Origin of the sequence: Mesobacillus campisalis (genome assembly GCF_000986785.1) — a bacterium.
GTDB lineage: Bacteria > Bacillota > Bacilli > Bacillales > Cytobacillaceae > Mesobacillus_B > Mesobacillus_B campisalis.
The window spans coordinates 51,880-70,106 of the sequence record NZ_LAYY01000012.1 but is presented as its reverse complement, the minus strand read 5'-3'; the positions used below and the strand labels follow the sequence as shown (position 1 = coordinate 70,106).

General features: G+C 44.9%; 19 protein-coding genes and 1 riboswitch. Of the genes, 11 read left to right on the top strand and 8 right to left on the bottom strand.

Annotated elements, in window-relative coordinates:
- On the bottom strand, positions 1 to 758 hold a 758-nt coding region (dapA, locus tag WQ57_RS12470; protein ID WP_046524102.1), incomplete at its 3' end, for a 4-hydroxy-tetrahydrodipicolinate synthase.
- Between the two features lie 123 nt (positions 759 to 881).
- Positions 882 to 1,060, bottom strand: a riboswitch (Lysine riboswitch).
- 215 nt (positions 1,061 to 1,275) lie between these two features.
- Between dapA and WQ57_RS12465 the strand changes: the two genes are divergently transcribed.
- Positions 1,276 to 2,502: an MFS transporter gene (locus WQ57_RS12465; RefSeq protein ID WP_052948742.1), complete on the top strand. Its 1,227-nt coding sequence runs from the start codon at positions 1,276 to 1,278 to the stop codon at positions 2,500 to 2,502.
- Positions 2,503 to 2,535: 33 nt separating this feature from the next.
- On the opposite strand, the gene WQ57_RS12460 is transcribed toward WQ57_RS12465, so the two are convergent.
- Positions 2,536 to 2,709, bottom strand: a complete 174-nt coding sequence (locus tag WQ57_RS12460; RefSeq protein ID WP_420912394.1) for a DUF8096 family protein — start codon at positions 2,707 to 2,709, stop codon at positions 2,536 to 2,538.
- Between the two features lie 338 nt (positions 2,710 to 3,047).
- Here WQ57_RS12460 and WQ57_RS12455 point away from each other — a divergent pair, with 338 nt between their 5' ends.
- Both WQ57_RS12455 and WQ57_RS12450 read left to right on the top strand, forming a co-directional pair.
- Entirely contained in the window at positions 3,048 to 4,115 is a 1,068-nt protein-coding gene (locus tag WQ57_RS12455) for an AI-2E family transporter (protein WP_046524100.1), read from the top strand.
- Positions 4,116 to 4,344: 229 nt separating this feature from the next.
- Positions 4,345 to 4,842 (top strand): GNAT family N-acetyltransferase, encoded by a 498-nt coding sequence (locus WQ57_RS12450; protein ID WP_046524099.1) that lies wholly within the window; start codon positions 4,345 to 4,347, stop codon positions 4,840 to 4,842.
- 11 nt (positions 4,843 to 4,853) lie between these two features.
- Here WQ57_RS12450 and WQ57_RS26225 read toward each other — a convergent pair whose 3' ends face one another.
- Both WQ57_RS26225 and WQ57_RS12445 read right to left on the bottom strand, forming a co-directional pair.
- Positions 4,854 to 5,030, bottom strand: a complete 177-nt coding sequence (locus WQ57_RS26225) for an aspartyl-phosphate phosphatase Spo0E family protein (RefSeq protein ID WP_084820267.1) — start codon at positions 5,028 to 5,030, stop codon at positions 4,854 to 4,856.
- A 196-nt stretch (positions 5,031 to 5,226) separates the two neighbouring features.
- Positions 5,227 to 5,436 (bottom strand): hypothetical protein, encoded by a 210-nt coding sequence (locus WQ57_RS12445; protein ID WP_046524098.1) that lies wholly within the window; start codon positions 5,434 to 5,436, stop codon positions 5,227 to 5,229.
- Between the two features lie 216 nt (positions 5,437 to 5,652).
- Here WQ57_RS12445 and WQ57_RS12440 point away from each other — a divergent pair, with 216 nt between their 5' ends.
- From WQ57_RS12440 to WQ57_RS12435, 3 genes are all read left to right on the top strand, one after another.
- Complete coding sequence (locus tag WQ57_RS12440) at positions 5,653 to 7,173, top strand: peptide chain release factor 2 (protein ID WP_046524109.1); 1,521 nt, start codon at positions 5,653 to 5,655, stop codon at positions 7,171 to 7,173.
- A 124-nt stretch (positions 7,174 to 7,297) separates the two neighbouring features.
- A complete protein-coding gene (locus WQ57_RS26660; protein ID WP_156183126.1) occupies positions 7,298 to 7,444 on the top strand; it encodes a hypothetical protein in 147 nt (48 codons plus the stop codon).
- A 30-nt stretch (positions 7,445 to 7,474) separates the two neighbouring features.
- On the top strand, positions 7,475 to 7,681 hold the full coding sequence (locus tag WQ57_RS12435; protein WP_046524097.1) for a hypothetical protein: 207 nt from the start codon (positions 7,475 to 7,477) through the stop codon (positions 7,679 to 7,681).
- A 46-nt stretch (positions 7,682 to 7,727) separates the two neighbouring features.
- On the opposite strand, the gene WQ57_RS26655 is transcribed toward WQ57_RS12435, so the two are convergent.
- The 4 genes from WQ57_RS26655 to WQ57_RS12420 all read right to left on the bottom strand — a co-directional run bounded on the left by WQ57_RS26655 (position 7,728) and on the right by WQ57_RS12420 (position 11,982).
- A complete protein-coding gene (locus tag WQ57_RS26655; protein ID WP_156183125.1) occupies positions 7,728 to 7,883 on the bottom strand; it encodes a hypothetical protein in 156 nt (51 codons plus the stop codon).
- 149 nt (positions 7,884 to 8,032) lie between these two features.
- Positions 8,033 to 9,373 (bottom strand): alanine/glycine:cation symporter family protein, encoded by a 1,341-nt coding sequence (locus tag WQ57_RS12430; RefSeq protein WP_046524096.1) that lies wholly within the window; start codon positions 9,371 to 9,373, stop codon positions 8,033 to 8,035.
- Between the two features lie 275 nt (positions 9,374 to 9,648).
- Entirely contained in the window at positions 9,649 to 10,773 is a 1,125-nt protein-coding gene (locus tag WQ57_RS12425; protein WP_046524095.1) for a S1C family serine protease, read from the bottom strand.
- An 18-nt stretch (positions 10,774 to 10,791) separates the two neighbouring features.
- Positions 10,792 to 11,982 (bottom strand): zinc-ribbon domain-containing protein, encoded by a 1,191-nt coding sequence (locus tag WQ57_RS12420; RefSeq protein ID WP_046524094.1) that lies wholly within the window; start codon positions 11,980 to 11,982, stop codon positions 10,792 to 10,794.
- 285 nt (positions 11,983 to 12,267) lie between these two features.
- Here WQ57_RS12420 and WQ57_RS12415 point away from each other — a divergent pair, with 285 nt between their 5' ends.
- The 5 genes from WQ57_RS12415 to brnQ all read left to right on the top strand — a co-directional run bounded on the left by WQ57_RS12415 (position 12,268) and on the right by brnQ (position 18,213).
- Positions 12,268 to 13,269: an LLM class flavin-dependent oxidoreductase gene (locus tag WQ57_RS12415; RefSeq protein ID WP_046524108.1), complete on the top strand. Its 1,002-nt coding sequence runs from the start codon at positions 12,268 to 12,270 to the stop codon at positions 13,267 to 13,269.
- Positions 13,270 to 13,585: 316 nt separating this feature from the next.
- On the top strand, positions 13,586 to 15,547 hold the full coding sequence (ltaS, locus tag WQ57_RS12410; RefSeq protein WP_046524093.1) for a lipoteichoic acid synthase: 1,962 nt from the start codon (positions 13,586 to 13,588) through the stop codon (positions 15,545 to 15,547).
- A gap of 128 nt (positions 15,548 to 15,675) precedes the next feature.
- The gene (locus tag WQ57_RS25895) at positions 15,676 to 15,828 is read left to right on the top strand and encodes a DUF1540 domain-containing protein (protein WP_064537361.1); all 153 of its coding nucleotides are present in this window, start codon (positions 15,676 to 15,678) and stop codon (positions 15,826 to 15,828) included.
- A gap of 233 nt (positions 15,829 to 16,061) precedes the next feature.
- A complete protein-coding gene (locus WQ57_RS12405; RefSeq protein WP_046524092.1) occupies positions 16,062 to 16,694 on the top strand; it encodes a histidine phosphatase family protein in 633 nt (210 codons plus the stop codon).
- Positions 16,695 to 16,854: 160 nt separating this feature from the next.
- The gene (brnQ, locus tag WQ57_RS12400; protein WP_046524091.1) at positions 16,855 to 18,213 is read left to right on the top strand and encodes a branched-chain amino acid transport system II carrier protein; all 1,359 of its coding nucleotides are present in this window, start codon (positions 16,855 to 16,857) and stop codon (positions 18,211 to 18,213) included.
- Positions 18,214 to 18,227 lie beyond the last annotated feature (14 nt).

Sequence of the window (18,227 nt, the reverse complement as noted above, 5' to 3'; positions counted from 1 at the left end):
GGTGAAGGACTCGGCGCCGAGAACAATGCTTTCATTTTTGGAAGCAGGGAACGATGGGCAGCAGCTGCTTCCTTAAGCCTTCCATTTGTAAAATGGGAAATCATCTCCTGCATTTCGTTGCCGATGACATGAGATGCGACAGAGATAACTCCTGTGCCGCCGATTGCCAGAACTGGGAGGGTAAGACCATCATCGCCGCTATATAGAGCGAAATCGGCAGGAGTCCTGCTGATGACTTCGGCCATATCATCCAGATTTCCGCTGGCTTCCTTTACAGAGGTGATGTTCTTGATTTCCGAAAGGCGCACAATCGTATCCACAGAAATGTTGACCACACTGCGCCCTGGAATATTGTAAAGCATGACAGGAAGGGAAGTGGACTCGGCAATTGCCTTGAAATGCTGATATAAACCTTCCTGTGACGGCTTATTGTAGTAGGGAGCGACAAGCATGATTGCGTCTGCCCCTGCATTTTCGGCGGCCTGAGTAAGGCTGATGGACGCTTTTGTATTGTTGGAGCCTGTCCCGGCAATAACAGGAACGCGGCCATTGACGGCTTTCACCACAAATTTAAATAGCTCAATTTTTTCTTCGTTCGTCAGGGTTGGGGACTCTCCGGTTGTTCCTGCAATAACCAGGCCATCTGAGCCGTTTTCAATGAGGTGGTCCACTAAATTCCTTGTTGCCTCAAAGTCAATTTCACCATGGGCATCAAATGGTGTCACCATTGCCGTAAGCACTTGTCCAAAATTCGTCATTTCTCTTCATCCTTTATTCGTATTTTACATTCCTCGGGAAGATTGGATTCCGGTAAACGCAAAAAAACAGCACCGAGTGGCCGCTGCTGCAGTAGAAACAAATATCAAATCACTCGTTTCTGTGCGTAAGATAGCCCTCCATATAGTTCCCTATATGACAGTTCTGCATTTATTCAATCACAGAACCAACTTTAAGAAGAATGAGTTCTCAAAGTTTCGGCAAATACCCCTTTCCCCAATCCTCAATGGACCTCATTATCCTCAGAATGAGTACTTATGGTCTTTGCGCCTCTATCCTTACTTCAACAAAAATTGAAATAGGAAATATGTAATTGACTGTAATATAACAGGAAAATGCGGTCAGTGCAAGTCAAAAGAATGAGGAAGCATGAATTTGAAGAGACGAGCAAAACAGAAAGAATCATTAGAATTGTTTGAATATACACAAAATTAGTGGTATCATCTTTATTGATAACCATTTCGGTCATCGAAAGATTTTTGATTAAGGGGTGCATGTATGGAATCCAAAAAAACGATGTGGATTTACGCGATAGTCGGAATGCTGACCACCACTGTGGTACTCGCTTTTGGCCGCCTTTCCTATGGCGTGATCCTTCCGTTTATGAAGGAAGGTTTACAGATTACATATAAGCAGGCAGGCTATCTGGGAACGACCACATCCTTGGGGTATCTTTCCACTGTTATTTTCGCAGGAATCCTGGCGGCCAGATGGGGAGGGAGAAGAACCATCATCCTCGGCATCTCTTTTGTTTCGACGGGGTTTATCGGCTTGGCGTTTTCTCCCTATTACTGGCTGGCTTTTATCTTTATGCTTTTTCTGGGAATCGGCACAGCCTTTACCTACACTCCTTTCATTTCCCTCCTGGTCGCAAGGTTTCCGCAAAAGAAAGGGCTGATGATTGGTCTTGCCACAAGCGGCGCAGGGATTGGCATTCTGTTTGCAGGCATGATTGTCCCGTTGTTGTCCCATTTGTATGGTGATATTGGCTGGAGATTGGCATGGGGATTTTATGCTGTTATCGGCCTGGTCGCTGTTTTGCTGACGACTCTTTTCATCCGGGATGTACAGGCAGAGCCGAACCAGGAAAAAGTCGCAATAAAAAAGCAGCCTAGGGAAATTTACCGGAACCCTGATGTCATTCGGGTGGGCCTAATATATGGTATTGTTGGCGTCACATATATAATACAGGTGATTTTTGTGATGAGCTTTATGATTGAGTCGGGCCTGAGTACGAAGGCAGCTGGACACTTAATGGCGGTCAATGGGATTCTGTCCATATTCAGCGGCTTTATCTGGGGAGGCATATCCGACCGGCTGGGGAGAAGATTTTCTTTGGTCACAACGACAAGCATCACAGTAATCGCGATGCTTCTGCCTGTTCTTTGGCCGACGGTTATCGGATTTAGTCTGCATATTGTTCTGATGAGCTGCACCATCACCGGACTTTTCACCCTGATACAGGCATCCAGCATGGACTACGTCAAGCCGCCTGACATGCCGGTGGCCTTTGGATACGTGACGTTTTACTTTGCGGTCGGGCAGTTTATCGGGCCGGCGATTGCCGGCTGGCTTATTGATGGATTAGGCGGATTTGAGGCAGCATTCCTATTCTGCTCCATTTGTTTAAGTCTGGCATTTTTACTTACGATAAGAATGAGAAATGCAAACGCTCCTAAGTCTCAAGAACCGTCATTGCCAGTCAGGGCAGTAAACGAAAATTAAGCAAAATCCCTGGAGACTCCAGGGATTTTGCTATTATATCCGTTTTTTCATCCCGCACTGGCGGCATTCTCTAAGAAACACAAAATCTTTCACCGAACTTTTAAAGAGCGCATTGCCGCAGTTATCGCAACGGCCACTCACTTTATCAGGCATTTCATTGTAATCATAGATTTTGTCCAGGTCATATTGAGTTTCTCCTTTTTCCATATCAAAAGCCTCCATGCATACCTATATATCCATCATCATATCAAACAATCCTGCTAAAATACAGCGGGAGGTGAGTTAGCGTTTTTATCCGGATTCTACTATGGATTTGCATGATAATCAGGATTATCAAAACAATAGCAGGTTGCTATCAATATTATAATAGGTGATAGCTAAATGAAAGCAGAGGATTTTAACCGGAAAGAATCCATTTTCCTCAACAGAGACCATCCCTTTTTTACATAGGTGTTTACCTTGCATGCTCCGGGGAATAGGGAAATGAACAGCAGGGTATGACATGTGAGACGAAGAGCTGCCTGTTACAAGAAAGGGTTGATTCAATGTGGATACATAAACCATTTTTCAAATACATTACCGGGCTCATCCTGGTCCTCCTGGCCATTTTCCTGTTTGGGAAAATTGATTATTTTTTGGCTCCTTTGCAGCAGTTTATTGGAGCGATATTTTTCCCTATTTTGCTTGCCGGGCTTTTTTATTACATTCTAAGGCCTGTAGTCAATTTTCTTTCCAGGTACATACCAAAGCTTCTCAGCATTCTCCTTATTTATCTGGTGGTGGCAGGATCAGGCTTTGCTGGAGCATATATTCTTGGACCAACGATAGCCAGCCAGTTTCAAAATCTGTCTGAGAACTTTCCGGAAAACATAGAGGAAGTAACCGACAAATCAAAGGAAACGATACGGGAGAACAGTTTTGGCCTTGTATCTCCAGAGGAACTGGAAGAAAAGGCTTATTCTTTTTTTCAGGAAACAACTTCGAGGATAAGCGGGAATTTGGCCGAGATTTTTACCGCAGTGACGAGCGTGGCAACCGTTTTGGTTCTCGTTCCATTTCTTTTGTTTTACTTCCTTAAGGACGACCATTTATTACGTCCTTATCTTTTAAACAGGCTGCCTGAAGAACATGTGCAGGAAGGGAATAAAATTCTTGTCGACATTGATAAAACGATTTTTCAATATATTATCGGCCAGTTTATCGTTGCCATAGCTGTTGGAACGCTTATGTATATTGGCTATTTGATCATTGGTTTGGACCATGCCTTGCTCCTGGCGATCTTTGCCATGCTTCTGACCGTTGTTCCGCTGCTTGGACCGGTGATTGGAATCATTCCGGCCATTTTTGCAGCATTGCTACAGGATCCATTCATGGTGGTAAAGGTACTGATCGTTTTCGTTGTAGTCCAGCAGCTTGAAGGAAACCTGGTGGAGCCTCAGGTATTTGGCAAAAAGCTGAATATTCACCCTGTTACAGTCATTCTTTTGCTGCTGGTAGCTGGCTCCCTCTATGGTTTTGTCGGCATTCTCATAGCGGTTCCTTTATACTCGGTTACCAAAACACTAGTCAAGGACTTTTGGCGTTTTTATATGCTTAGAAAGAAGGAAGCATAATAGATAGGGAAAGCTTTAGGTAAATTCTCAGGGCCTGCGGGAGACATTCCGGCAGGCTTCTTACATGTTTTGTGATGAATTTTTTGTTGAAACTCCCTAACTAGTGTATATTAAGATAAAATAAGCAGATGTGTGAATCTTTTAGAAGTTTAAAAAAATTATTATGTGGTAAATTAAAAGTTTAGAAGGATAACAAAAGAAATTCAGCGAAACAAAGGGGGAAAAAGGGATGAACATTAGAGAAATCACACTTGGGGATGCAGAGAACTTCATTCATCTCGTCAAGCAGGTGGAAACAGAGTCGGATTATATGCTTTTGGAAGCAGGGGAAAGGACCACTACCTCTGAACAGCAGCAGCTGCAGCTTGAACAAATAATACAGCAAAGCAACTCCACCATCTTTATAGCCGAAGATGAGGAAAAATTACTGGGCTATATTATAGTTATAGGCGGGACGGCAAGAAGAAACAGGCATTCTGCTTACCTTGTTGTTGGGATCTTAAAGGAATACAGAGGCCAGGGACTAGGAACAAGCCTGTTTGAAGCTGTGAACGAATGGGCTCATGAGCATGAGTTATCCAGGCTTGAGCTGACTGTTGTGACCGAAAATGAAGCCGGCATTGCTCTATATAAGAAAAACGGCTTCGAAATTGAAGGGACAAAAGTGAATTCGTTAAAAATTGATGGGACGTTTCACAATGAATATTATATGGCCAAGCTACTATAGTCCTGTCCCATTCATAATTTCATCTTTTGATATTCAAAAATAAAGAAGTCGAGTTCCTGGCTCGCTTGGATGGTTTGGCTGCAGCTGAACCCATTTTTTAAACCTAAGCCAATTAGGCGTTCCCTTAAAAATTCAATATAAACCAAGAGCTCACTTGGAGAAAAAATGGATGAAAGGCCAGTATTCATAGATAACTTCTCCTTGAATATATTGCAACAATGGTATAAGTGTATTCTACCAATTTTTTAACAATATTAGAAGAATAAAATACTTTATTAACCATTTTACTCTAATTTTGGAAAGTAAGTAATAAAGCTGTGCCAGTGATTATGCTCTTTTTAATGAATAAAAATAGCCGGAATTCTCCCGGCTAAAAGGCTCACATTATTTTTGGTTTTCATTGTCTCTGTTCATCATTTCATTCATATTGTCTGCCGCTCTTTTGATGGCTTTTGATGTTTGGTCCACCGCATTCATGGCGAAGTTTTCAGTCGCTTCCAATCCCTGGTGGGCTGCATGGAAGGCTGCACCTGCGCCTTCTTTAATATTATGTGCTACATTGTTCTCATTTTGTCCTGTTTCACGAGAAGACATATTCTTCACCTCCCAAGTAGGCTTATGTTTTGCGGCTTTAACGACAATTATACGTCACATTAACGAACAAGTAATTAAACCACTCCCAAGGCTAAAGGCTGAGATGGAAGGAAAGCAAGCCAGTATTCCCATAACAGGACCAAAGGCCCATGAATGTTCTGAAAATTCAAAGTAAAATGAAAGGGCTTACATAATATGGTTAAGGGAGTGGTTTCACTGAAGAAGAAAATACTGGCGATTGGTCTAACCGCCTCAATGGTCCTTGGAATTGGTTTTACCGGGACACAGGCAGAAGGGAGCGGACAAAAGTCGATTATACCTGGTGCGCATTCTGTAGTGGAAACGTCTTTTAATGGTGAAAACGGGAACTGGCTGACAACGAAAAACTCTGAACAGTTTCAGCAAGCAACATTGTTTGGGAACATTGGACTTGCACCTATTTATTGGGGAGATTCAGTTAAAGGAACCGGCTGGTATCAAATGAACCGTCCGGCCGAGATTACAGGAACACAGGTCAATGGTATTTTTGATGATGCGCAATTTGTCATTCGCGTTCCTGATGACTGGAATGGAAAACTGGTTGTTTCCGGAATCCCGGCAACCCGAAATGAAACGTCCACCGACCTATTATTCAGCGACTTTGTGCTTGAAAAAGGGTATGCGTTTGCAGCTATCGACAAAGGAACACAGGGGGAATGGGAAGATCATGATCCTTTTGCCAAGGCGAAAAACGCGCTGGTCGAAGATGATGATTCCGTAGCCGAATGGAACCTGCGCTTCCGCCAAGTGACCAAGGCAGCTCAAAGCTATCTGGCTAAAAACTTTGCGGACAAGCTTATTAGCTCATCCGATTCCTCCAATCCGGCCAGCGACCTTGTTTCAGCACAGCACCCAGTTCCTACCTATGCGATGGGAATCTCGAATGGAGGCTATGTTGTCCGCTATGCACTGGAGAATGACGGCCCGGAAAAAACAGGGGAACCCCGTCTATTTGACGGTGGCGTGGATTGGGAAGGCGTGCTATGGAGTGAAAAATCCCCGAACCTTATCAGTTCCTTGACGACAGTCGTCAACAATGCAGAGGAAGCCTTGTACGGTGAGGGAAAGGAACAGGAAAAAGCGATAAAGGTAATGTATAAAGCCGGGCTGCCAAAAGGATCGGAAAATTTATGGGGTTACCATGACCTGGTGTACTGGTTCATTTCCTTGAACATCTACCGCGACCATTTTGATCCGGAAGCTCCTGGCAGAATAGATTATCCGAAGTACCTGAATATTGTAAATGGAGCCAGGGACCGTTCCTATGATCATATTTTCGAGGATTATAAGTACGTAACCCGCCCTAAAGAAGTAAAAAACAACATTAAGGAAATCGCCAACACGGGAGATATCGAGGTACCACTCATCTCTATCACCGGTTCTCTCGACGCCCTGATTTTCCCTGAAATTCATGCGGACGGCTACCAGAAGCTCGTCAAAAAAGCAGGAAAGCAGGACATTCACCGCCTGTATACAATCGAAAACGGCAACCATGTAGACAGCCTGGTATGGAATTCTAGTACTGACCCTGATAAAAAATTGCAGCCGTTGCTGCCATATGCCCACCAGGCGTTTGACCTGATGGTGGACTGGGTCGAAAACGGCTCGAAACCGCCGGCAAGCAAAAAGGTAGGAACACCTAAAAACCCTGTAAAGGTGATCGATTTAAAGACTGGGAAGGAAAGGGACCCCCGTTAATAGACAGGCTAATCTTAATTAATGAATATTTTTACGAAGGACCCGCTTGTGGTCCTTCCTTTTTTATTTCATACATAATTCCTTTACTTATTAAAAGACTAATAAATGTGGAGGTGGTGCATACATGACTGATAAAGAATATTCTCCCAGTGAAGTTCCTTTTAGCATATGGGAGACAGCGATAGATCGAAAACAGGAAAACCTTAGCCGCAAGATACAAAATTCCCTATCCGAAAATAAGCTGGAACAGGGCGCTGAGGAGGAACGTTGATCCGAAAGATTAAGGAAGGGAGGAAGCAGCATGAAGGAAATCACTTTATTTGTTCGGGAAGCCACTGAAGAACAGCCCATTAAAACACTGGAAACGATCCTTGTTGATTTAGACGGCATTGAAAGAGCCCTTGTTGATACCGATGACGGGGAAGTAAAAATTATATACAATGAAGAACAAGTTACGGCTGACTGGATTAAATATAAAATCAAGCAATACGGCATGCACCTTCAATAAACATCCCGAAAACCCCCGGTGCCCATTGGTCCGGGGGTTTTCATGGCTATAGCCCTCCACAGGAAGGCTGGCCAGGGTCTCGATTATCTTTTTCAACCGATTCGAGGCCATAGCCAGTTGCACTGATTTCATACTCTGTGTCTTTTCCTTTTACATTGGAATCACTTTTACTATGCGGTTTCTCCAAATGATTTTTATCCATTTGTCCCTCCGTTAAACGATTTTTCATTCAATTCTATACTTTCCATGTTTCTTTAAAAAAATGTCTTGTTCTTGAGATCAAAATCAACAGTCTCATTCCACAAACAACAAAAATGCCGAGAAAGTTAGCCTTTCTCGGCATTTTTGTTGTTAAGCAGTAGCCTTTTGCTTTTCCTGTTCGCGCAGCTTTTTAAAGGATTTGGTCTCTGCTACCACCACTCCGGAAAGGAAGACAAGTCCAATCAGGTTCGGTATGGCCATCAGGGCATTGAAGATATCGGCGATGGTCCAAACAAGACCAAGGTTCATTCCGGCACCAACAAGGACAGTGGCAACATAGACAATGCGGTAGGCGATAATCGACCTTGTGCCAAACAGGTATTCAAAGCATTTTTCCCCGTAATAAGCCCAGCCGAGAACCGTTGAGTAAGCAAAAAGAATAATGCCGATGGTGACAATCCAGCCTGAGCCAGGGAGAAGGGCATTGAACGTTTCCGTTGTCAGTGCCGCACCAGTCAGGTCGCCGCCAATGTAGAGGTTCCCCATGACAAGCGTAATACCGGTAATTGAACAGACTATAATCGTATCAAGGAAAGTGCCAGTCATGGAGATGAGTGCCTGTCGGCCAGGGTGATCCGTCTTGGCAGCAGCCGCCGCAATCGGAGCCGACCCCATCCCGGCTTCGTTGGAGAAAACACCGCGTGCAACACCATATCGGATGACCGCACCGATGGCACCGCCAGCAACCGCCTGGCCGGTAAAGGCATCGGAAATGATAAGTCCCAAGGCAGCTGGAACCTGGCTAATATTTAACAAGATAATAATGAGTCCACCTACAACATAAAAAATAGCCATAATCGGGACAAACAAAGAAGTCACTTTTCCGATGCTTTTAATTCCGCCAAGGATGACGAGAGCCGTAAAAATAGTTAATAGAACACCAGTAATCCAGGGATTTAACCCAAAGCTGTTTTCCACGGCTGCGGCAACGGAATTCGATTGTACTGAGCTACCGATTCCGAATGCGGCAACAGAACCAAAAACAGCAAATAAAACGGCCAGCCATTTCCAACCTAACCCTTTTTCTATGTAGTACATCGGACCGCCAGCCATTTGTCCGTTTTCACCTTCCACCCGATATTTAACCGCCAAAATAGCTTCTGCATATTTGGTGGCCATACCGACGAGGGCAGTCATCCACATCCAAAATACAGCCCCGGGACCGCCTAAAACCACCGCCGTTGCGACACCAGCGATATTACCAGTTCCAATGGTTGCAGCCAGAGCCGTCATCAATGATTGGAAATGGGTGATATCTCCCTTGGATTTCTTATCCTGGCTTCTGGAGAAAGCCAGTTTGAGAGCATACGGCAAACTGGAGAACTGATAGAAACCGAGACGGAAAGTCAGCAATAGCCCGGTGCCTACCAGAAGGACCAGAGTGGGGGGGCCCCATACAAAGTCACTCAGCCAATTCAAAAAATCTGTCATGTCTTCACCATCCATATTCGTTTTTATTTGTATCCGCCTTGATCAGGCAGGGAAACACCAAGATATTTTATTAAAAAAACTTTTAGGTCACTCCGATATGTATGTTGTTAACAATTTGATTCTACTATTCGTAATATTCCGTTATTGTAAAGCAGTGCCAACAGCCTGTCAATGTATTTGGATGTAAATTCCTGAAAGGAGGGAGGGCTATGGGACAACAAACCTCCAATGGATTAAAAAAGCCCCACCCTGCAACAGGATGGGAGCCGGACCGCTTATTTGATTTCCTCTCCTTCGCCGGACAGGATTTTCAGCTGGTCGTTTTCGTAGCCAAGCTCGTAGGTTACTTTGTATTTCTTTTCATCTGTTTTGCTTTCTCCCCGTTCCTCTGCGGAGATGACGGCTGTAACGGTTGACCCGCTTCCATTCTTCACAGTGGTCATCTCATCAATGGAAACGGAGACTGTTTTTAGGTATCCTCCACGGAACTCCTCATAGCTTAAGCTTGACTGCCACGAACTTCCAAGAAGGGAATAGGCTGTTACAAAGTCACGGGCATTGAGGCTTTCGTAAAAATAGGCAACAAGATATTCCGAATGGTCGGCCATTGTGAAGGATTCTTCACTGCTTAGCAAATCGCTATCTAATGAAATGTTCGGCAGGGACTCCATTGGAGACTCTGACCAGGCTTCAATGAGGGGCAGCACATCGGTAATCGGGATGCTGAAGCCGATGTTCCCCTGGTTGGCCACAGCAGAATTGATCCCCAGGATTTCGCCTGTCTTGCCATCCACCAGAGGCCCGCCGCTGTTGCCCGGTGCAATTGGTGCGGAAATCTGGTAGAGGTTTTTGTATTCAAAAGGCGGGATATCCAGCGTGCGGTCCAAACCGCTGATGATACCGGTAGTAACGGTATTCTGGAAACCAAGCGGGCTTCCGAGCGCCAGGATTTCATCGGCAATCTCGCCTTTGCGTTCTCTCGCAATCGGAAGGGGGTCCATTCCTTCCATCCCCGGAACCCGGACGAGGGCTACATCTATCTCTGTGCTGACTCCAATCACTTTGCCGTCGAATTCATTGGAATCGGTCGTCTTCACCTTCACATCTGTGGCATTTGCGACCACATGCGCATTTGTCACAATGTCTCCTTTGTCATTGTAAAGAAATCCAGAACCAAGCGTGCCATCTTCCAGTTCTATTTTAACGACCAGTTTCTGGGTTTGGCTGATTATTTCTTTTAGCTCAAAAGAAGCCGGTTCAGCCGGGCCGCTTGTCTCCGCGATTAAGGTGGAGGCAGCAGTAAGGCTGCTTGGGATAGCATCTTTCACGTAATGGTAGCCGTATGCTCCGGTTCCCCAGATAACGAGCGTCGTGATGATCGAGAGGATCCAGCGTTTCATTTGTTTGCTCCACCTTCTTTAATTAAGATACCAGGTTATATTGTCAATATCGACGATTACATCCTGATGGACTCCGTAATAAACGTCTTCAAACGTACCCGTTTCCCCAGGCTGCAATTCATAAGGGTACACGGAAGTCGATCCTTCATCGATCGTCTTGCCGCCTTCGTCGGAGATCCGGTAGTGGATGGTAATCGAGCTGATCGAGGCGGTTGCAATGTTCTCAATCGAACCCCTGAAATACAAGTCGCCATATTCATCCACTTCAGCAGTAAATTCCTTGACATCGACGGCTGCGGTCCGGTTGTTCAGGTCTTCCTGCGCGGCAGCTTCCATCGCTTGTTCCAGCCTTTGCTGCTCGGCTTTTTCAAATGCCTCTTTTTCCTGCCGGACACGTTCTTTCAAAGCCAGCAATTTATCATCGTTGACCGCATATTGTAGCCCTTTGTCGAGCGTGGAAGAGGCAGCGGAAAACTGCTTGTTCACCAATTCTTCTTCTGCTTCCTTCACCGAGATGCTGACGATTTTATTTAAAATTTCGGTCTTGATGGCACTGGCTTCTTTCTCGGGAAAAGAGGACAGGATTGAAAGCTTCCCGGCCAGCTGGTCGACCGTGGTCAAATCATTCAGCTGCTGTTTGACCATGCCGATTTTGATGGTTGTCTCTTTTTGTTTGATCTCTTCCTGCAGCGGGTGGAAGAGAGGGCTTTGATTGGCTTTCAATTTTTCTTTTAAACTCGCAATCTCTTTTAAGGCCTCTTCGAATTCTGTTTTTTTAATCAGTTCACTTACGGCAGCAAGTGTTTCTTCATATTGGATTGCCTGGCTGACGCCATCCAGGTTTTGCTCAAGGACCGTATAGCCGGGCCGTTTCGATTTGGCTTGAAGCAGCATTTCCTGGGCATTTTTATAGTCGCCATCCAGAGCTGTTTCTTCCGCTTTGACTTTAAGTGACATGACTTCTTCATTGATGCCATGTTCGTGAAAATAGGTGTAGGCAAGTCCGCCCCCAACGATAACCAGGCTGAACGCTGGTATAAGGGCAGGCAAAAACCTTCGAATTCCCCTCCGCCAGTGTTGTGAATGCGCTTCTTCCGACCTAAATTGACGCTGTGATCCGTTGTGGTCTTGGGCATCAACTTTGGCCCCGCACTGGGAACAAAACCGGGAATTTTCCGAGATGCTTTCCCCGCATTGATGGCAGTACAATAGGATTCCCCCTTGAAATTTCCTGTTATGTCGATTCTATCATAAATTCCATATAGCCCATATTGAAAATCATTGCTTTACAGTTTTAAAGGATAGAAGATATAGACAAACAACATACCAAATAAAATTAGTATATCTGAAATAGGGAAAAGTGCAACGAAAAGCTAAAAAGGGATTTTACCCTTTTCGAAAATAGAGCGGGCGACAGTGAGCAGATAAGTTTGTTTCAGGAAAAACTACTTGTTACTATAGGAATGAATCTTCTTAATGAAAGGACCAATGTATATGGCAAATATAAATATCCCCGTCTCGGTTTTAAACCTGGCACCCATCCGGCAAGGCCAAAGTTCTAAGGACGCAATCCATGCGATGGTTGAGCTGGCACAGGCAACGGAAGAAATGGGGTACAAGCGCTATTGGATCGCGGAACATCATAACTCGCCGACACTGGTCAGTTCTGCCACATCCATCCTAATCAACCATACACTTGAGCATACCAGCACCATACGGGTCGGTTCCGGCGGAATCATGCTCCCAAACCACTCTCCTTTGGTAGTCGCTGAACAATTTGGGACCATGGCCACGATGTATCCAGGCCGTCTTGATCTCGGCCTGGGCCGGGCACCGGGAACCGACATGATGACGGCAAGCGCCTTAAGGCGGTCACAAAACGATTCAGTTTACACCTTTCCGGAAGATGTTGAAGCTTTGCTCACCTATTTTGGGCCGGAAGAGAAGCAGAATTATGTGAAAGCCTACCCTGGTGTTGGAACCAATGTTCCCGTCTATATTCTTGGTTCCTCCACGGATTCTGCTTATTTGGCGGCAAGTATGGGTCTTCCTTATGTGTTCGCTTCCCACTTCGCGCCGAGGTATATGGAAGAAGCTATCTCGATTTACCGCAGAAGGTTCCAGCCTTCACAGTATCTGGACAAGCCATACATGATGGTTTGCCTGAATGTCATTGCCGCAGAGAGCGATGAAGAGGCGGAACACCTTTCCACTTCAATGAAACAATTCTTCCTGAATGTGGTCCGCGGCTCGCAGAATCCTTTGATGCCGCCGGTTGACACCATGGAAGGCATCTGGAATCCAATGGAGAAGGAAATGGCAGAAAGCATGTCCAGCGTTACACTGATGGGCAGCAAGGCTTCTGTGCGCGAGCAGCTGACTGCTTTCCAGGAACATTATCGTGTCGACGAACTTATGGCCGTAAGCTATATTTTTGACCCTGAAAAGCAAAAGCGTTCTTATGAAATTCTCAAAGAAGTTGTCGAAGGCAAATAACAGTAAAGTAAGCCGGATGGGGAATTTTTCCCGTCCGGCTATTTTCTTTGAAAAAATGAACACGGGAGGCCTTTACTTGCATCAATGGCTTGAGCCTGGAACTGGTTTTCAACATGGATACCAGGGGTATATTAACGGGGAGTGCTTCTGGCCCGATATGGGCATGCGCAGGTGTTCATCACAAAGCTTAAGGTGCATTTCTATTTTCATCCATCATTGGGAGGAATGTGAAACTTTTTAACGCCGGATTTCGTATTATTATGTGGAGGAGTTCCTCGAACCATGTCACCGTTACAAATAGAAAGAAGGGTGAAAAATGAAATATTTTTTCCAAAAAGATGATGGCCATATACATAATTTTCTCGTCTTTTTCTTGTGTGCTGTCTTTTTTTTATGGATGAAAACCTATATTGTCCAGATTACACAGTTCCAATTGGGAATTGAGGGTGTTCTGCAGCATTTGCTGCTGTTCATCAATCCGCTTGGACCAGCGCTCTTGATATTGGGCCTTTCGCTCTTTTTTAAAGGAAGAAGGCGCTATCATTGGCTTATGGCCCTATACTTGATCATGTCGGTCTTTCTGTATGCCAACACCTTGTATTATCGTTTTTTCAATGACTTTATCACATTGCCTACCTTGTTCCAGACGCAAAATTTCGGCGATGTCAGCAGCAGTATCCCAACGCTGATCAAGCCTTATGATCTTTTGTTCTTCGCCGATTTCCTCATAATGGGAGCAGCCTTGTTCTTTCGATACGTGAAGATGGAACCTGGAGGGTTTTCCAGAAGAACAGCTGGTGCCTTTATTCTGGTTGCCCTGGGAATCTCTTCCCTTAATCTCGCAATTGCTGAATCGGACCGGCCTCAGCTTTTGACAAGGGGATTTGACCGAAATTATATTGTCAAATATTTAGGGATGTATAACTATGGCATCTATGATACCGTCCAAAGCACAAAGGCTTCTGCACAAAGAGTGCTAGCAAACAGTGACGATATTACCGAAGTCGTCAACTTTGCAAATTCAAACTATGCAAAGCCTAACCCGGAATACTTTGGAGCGGGGAAAGGCATGAATGTCCTGTATCTCCACTTGGAGTCGATTCAAACCTTCCTTATTGATTACAAACTCCATGGGGAAGAAGTCACACCTTTCCTGAATTCGCTTACCAGGGAAAAAAATACGATGTATTTTGATAATTTCTTCCACCAGACCGCACAGGGAAAAACAGCTGATGCTGAATTTATGGTTGCGAACTCTTTATACGGTTTGCCGCAGGGTGCCGCTTTTATCACGAAGGGCCTGAATACCTATCAAAGCGCCCCCGCCATTCTTGGGCAGCGAGGCTATACATCGGCGGTTTTCCACGGGAATGCCGGAAGCTTCTGGAACCGGGATGAGATCTATAAATCTTTTGGATACGACAATTTCTTTGATTCCAGCTACTTTGATATGGACCCTGAACATCTTGCTGATTACGGGCTGATGGACAAACCATTTTTCGAGCAGTCGATTCCTCTTCTTGAATCCCTGCCGCAGCCTTTTTATGCAAACTTCATTACGGTAACACATCATTATCCATTTACAATCAAGGAAGAGGAAGCAACCATTGCGCCGCATACAACCGGAAACAAGACGGTCGATAACTACTTTCAGACTGCTCGCTATGCGGATGAAGCGCTGGAACAATTTTTTGATTACCTGAAACAATCCGGCCTTTATGATAATACGGTGATCATCATGTACGGCGACCATTACGGGATTTCCAAAAACCATAACAAAGCCATGGAACAAGTGCTTGGCAAAGAAGTGACCCCGTTTGAAAGCGCCGGATTGCAGCGCACTCCGCTCCTGATCAGGGTGCCAGGGATGGAAGGTGGTGTGAACCATGAATATGGCGGCCAGGTCGACCTGCTTCCGACCCTGCTCCATCTTCTCGGAATCGATGCAAAGGATTATGTCCACTTCGGAACGGACCTGCTGTCCGACAATCATGATGATATCATTCCATTCCGGAATGGGGATTTCGTGAGTTCCAAGTACACCCTGGCTGAAAGCAAATACTATGATTCAGCCACCGGTGAACTGATTGAAGACGAAGAAATGCTTGAAGAAGCCCGCACCTACCGGGAGAATGCAAGGCAAAAGCTGGACCTTTCCGATAAGGTCGTCCATGCCGACCTGCTTCGCTTTTACACACCTTCAGGCTTTGAGCCTGTCGATCGTACGGAATATAACTACCAGCCCATGGTTGAAGACGAACACCAAGCTGCCCGTTAATGGGCAGCTTTTTACTTCCCATACCCCAATTTCGACTGGAAATAAAAATCCTGGCCTTGTTTTGAGAGGATTACTCCGATCAAATTACGGGTAAAGGTGGACAAACACATTTATTGGAGGTGCATAACGTGAAAGTTGAAGTATTATGCAATGTACAAAACTGTAAATATTATGCAAAGGGCGATAAATGCGTTGCCGATTCCATCTACGTTATTGGCCATCATGGCAGGGAAGCAGAAGATGTCTATGAAACAGCCTGCAAGACATTTGAAGAAGCATAAGAGTAGACGTGTATCATCGTCCAGTTTTTTTATTCAATTTTTGGGTACTATCAGCAATAACATAAGAGGAGCACCAGAATCCCTGGTGTTCCTTTTTAAATCCCCCAAAAAATGTAAAGGGTCGATGATTTCTGAATATTTAAGCATTACACTTTACCTTTGTAAAGGTACTTGGTAAAGTATATGGGAGTCTTTCTGTAGTTAACTGGTTAAGATAAGGGGTGGAACAGTTCTTGAATATTTATGTGATCCGTCACGGGGAAGCCCAGCATAATATTGACAGAAGCGTCATGGCACATACACATGATTCACAGCACAGCCTGACAGTACTTGGGCAAAAACAGGTGGAAGAAACAGGGGAGTTCATGAAAGGGATATTGGATGAAAAGACCATTGTGTACAGTTCGCCGTATTTACGGACAATGGAAACAGCTAACGCAATACATAAGCATTTGCCTGCCACAGTTCCTTTTTACCAAAATCCGTTGATCAGGGAGTGGGAGCTGGGGAATCTTTATGACTTTGCCAACCGCACACCAGAGGCAAAAAAAGAATTCAAGGCAGCTGGCCAATTTTACTTCCGTTATCCAAACGGGGAAAGTCTCGCGGATGTATATTTGCGGGCTACCATGTTCATGAACACCGTAGTGGAGCGGGTACGGAGGCAGCAACGGTATGAAAATATAGTCATCGTAAGCCATGCCGCCTTCATGCATATGCTTTTGGCTTTCCTGCTTAACTGGCCTGTTGATGATCTGCTGAATTTCAAACCGATAGAAAATGCGGCAGTGATTAAAATAGACGAGACAGATAGCGGAGATTATCTTTACGAAAAAATCTTTGTACCCAAAATAAAGTCCGAATAAACTCTTCCTGAACAAAAAAATGAAAAAATTGAAGAAATTTGTCGAATGGTGTTGCACTTCTGGGAAAATAGTATTATTATTATCCCTACATATTAAAAAAATATTCTTATAATTTCCAAAACACAAAAAATGGAAGTTATTAGGTACGAGGTGCAGACAAATGAAAGAAAAATTATCGATTTCATCCTATACTGCTATAGGAGTAATGCTATTCGCATTATTTTTTGGAGCAGGCAATCTTATTTTTCCAGCTCAGCTTGGCCAATATGCCGGTGAAAATCTCTGGCCCGCCATTACAGGGTTTCTCATTACCGGCGTCGGTCTGCCGCTGTTAGGCATCATGGCGATGAGCTTCTCGGGAAGCCGCGACCTGCAGCAGCTTGCAGGAAGGGTCACTCCGGCCTATGGTATCTTTTTCACGGTGTTGCTTTACTTGACCATCGGGCCTTTCTTTGCGGCTCCAAGGACAGGCACAGTTGCATTTGAAGTAGGAATTGCTCCACTCCTAGGCGAGGGCGCCATGCAAATTGGGCTCCTTGTGTTTACTTTCCTATTTTTCGCAGCAACACTGCTATTCTCGCTTTATCCTGCAAAAATTGTACAGACGGTTGGGAAATTCCTTGCACCAGGACTTGTGGTCCTGCTTGGTATCCTGTTGATTACGGCTATGGTAAATCCAATGGGTGAGGCAGGAACCCCTCAGGCAGCCTATCAGAATGGAGCGTTTGTCCAGGGATTCCTGGAAGGCTATAACACTATGGATGCTTTGGCTTCCCTTGTATTTGGCATTATTGTCATCAAGGCAATCCGTAACATGGGAGTTACCTCCACAAATGGAATTTTGAAATCTACGGCAAAAGCTGGGCTGGTTGCGATCGGTTTGCTTGGCGCGATCTATGTAGGCATTGCTTATTTGGGTGCCACCAGTGTAGAAGTGGTAGGCCTTGCTTCAAATGGGGGGCCGGTATTAAGTTCGGCTGTTTCTCATTACTTTGGCAGCGTAGGATCGCTCCTGCTTGCTGTCCTGATCCTCCTGGCATGTTTAACAACGGCGATCGGCCTGACGATTTCTTGCGCAGAGTACTTCCACACCTTGCTGCCGAGATTCAGCTATAGAACTCTGGTTGTATTTTTCACAAGTATTACCTTTATCATTGCCAACTTTGGACTGTCGAATATTATTTCTTTTTCCATTCCAGTGCTGATGTTCCTGTATCCACTGGCGATTGTCCTGATGCTTTTGGCATTTGTGTCTCCATTGTTCCAGCACAAACAGGCAGTTTATATAGCAGCCATCGGAGTAACCTTCATCATCGCCCTTTTTGATGGCCTGAAAGCATTGTGCGACTCACTTGGCATTGAATATTTCTCATGGATGACAGCCGTGATTTCTTTCTTTGAAAGAACATTGCCTCTTTATGACAAAGGACTCGGCTGGCTCTTGCCAGCTTTGCTAGCCACCGTCATTGCGGCAGCGATTGTTAAAATCCAAAAGGTTTCCACGGCGGAAGCCAACTAATGATGTGACCAGAA

What these genes read in the sequence shown, in the direction of transcription:
- WQ57_RS12465 (WP_052948742.1), top strand. Translation starts at nt 1,276, where the DNA reads ATGGAATCCAAAAAAACGATGTGGATTTACGCGATAGTCGGAATGCTG.
- WQ57_RS12460 (WP_420912394.1), bottom strand. Translation starts at nt 2,709, where the DNA reads ATGGAAAAAGGAGAAACTCAATATGACCTGGACAAAATCTATGATTAC.
- WQ57_RS12455 (WP_046524100.1), top strand. Translation starts at nt 3,048, where the DNA reads ATGTGGATACATAAACCATTTTTCAAATACATTACCGGGCTCATCCTG.
- WQ57_RS12450 (WP_046524099.1), top strand. Translation starts at nt 4,345, where the DNA reads ATGAACATTAGAGAAATCACACTTGGGGATGCAGAGAACTTCATTCAT.
- WQ57_RS26225 (WP_084820267.1), bottom strand. Translation starts at nt 5,030, where the DNA reads ATGAATACTGGCCTTTCATCCATTTTTTCTCCAAGTGAGCTCTTGGTT.
- WQ57_RS12445 (WP_046524098.1), bottom strand. Translation starts at nt 5,436, where the DNA reads ATGTCTTCTCGTGAAACAGGACAAAATGAGAACAATGTAGCACATAAT.
- WQ57_RS26660 (WP_156183126.1), top strand. Translation starts at nt 7,298, where the DNA reads ATGACTGATAAAGAATATTCTCCCAGTGAAGTTCCTTTTAGCATATGG.
- WQ57_RS12435 (WP_046524097.1), top strand. Translation starts at nt 7,475, where the DNA reads ATGAAGGAAATCACTTTATTTGTTCGGGAAGCCACTGAAGAACAGCCC.
- WQ57_RS26655 (WP_156183125.1), bottom strand. Translation starts at nt 7,883, where the DNA reads ATGGATAAAAATCATTTGGAGAAACCGCATAGTAAAAGTGATTCCAAT.
- WQ57_RS12430 (WP_046524096.1), bottom strand. Translation starts at nt 9,373, where the DNA reads ATGACAGATTTTTTGAATTGGCTGAGTGACTTTGTATGGGGCCCCCCC.
- WQ57_RS12425 (WP_046524095.1), bottom strand. Translation starts at nt 10,773, where the DNA reads ATGAAACGCTGGATCCTCTCGATCATCACGACGCTCGTTATCTGGGGA.
- WQ57_RS12415 (WP_046524108.1), top strand. Translation starts at nt 12,268, where the DNA reads ATGGCAAATATAAATATCCCCGTCTCGGTTTTAAACCTGGCACCCATC.
- ltaS (WP_046524093.1), top strand. Translation starts at nt 13,586, where the DNA reads ATGAAATATTTTTTCCAAAAAGATGATGGCCATATACATAATTTTCTC.
- brnQ (WP_046524091.1), top strand. Translation starts at nt 16,855, where the DNA reads ATGAAAGAAAAATTATCGATTTCATCCTATACTGCTATAGGAGTAATG.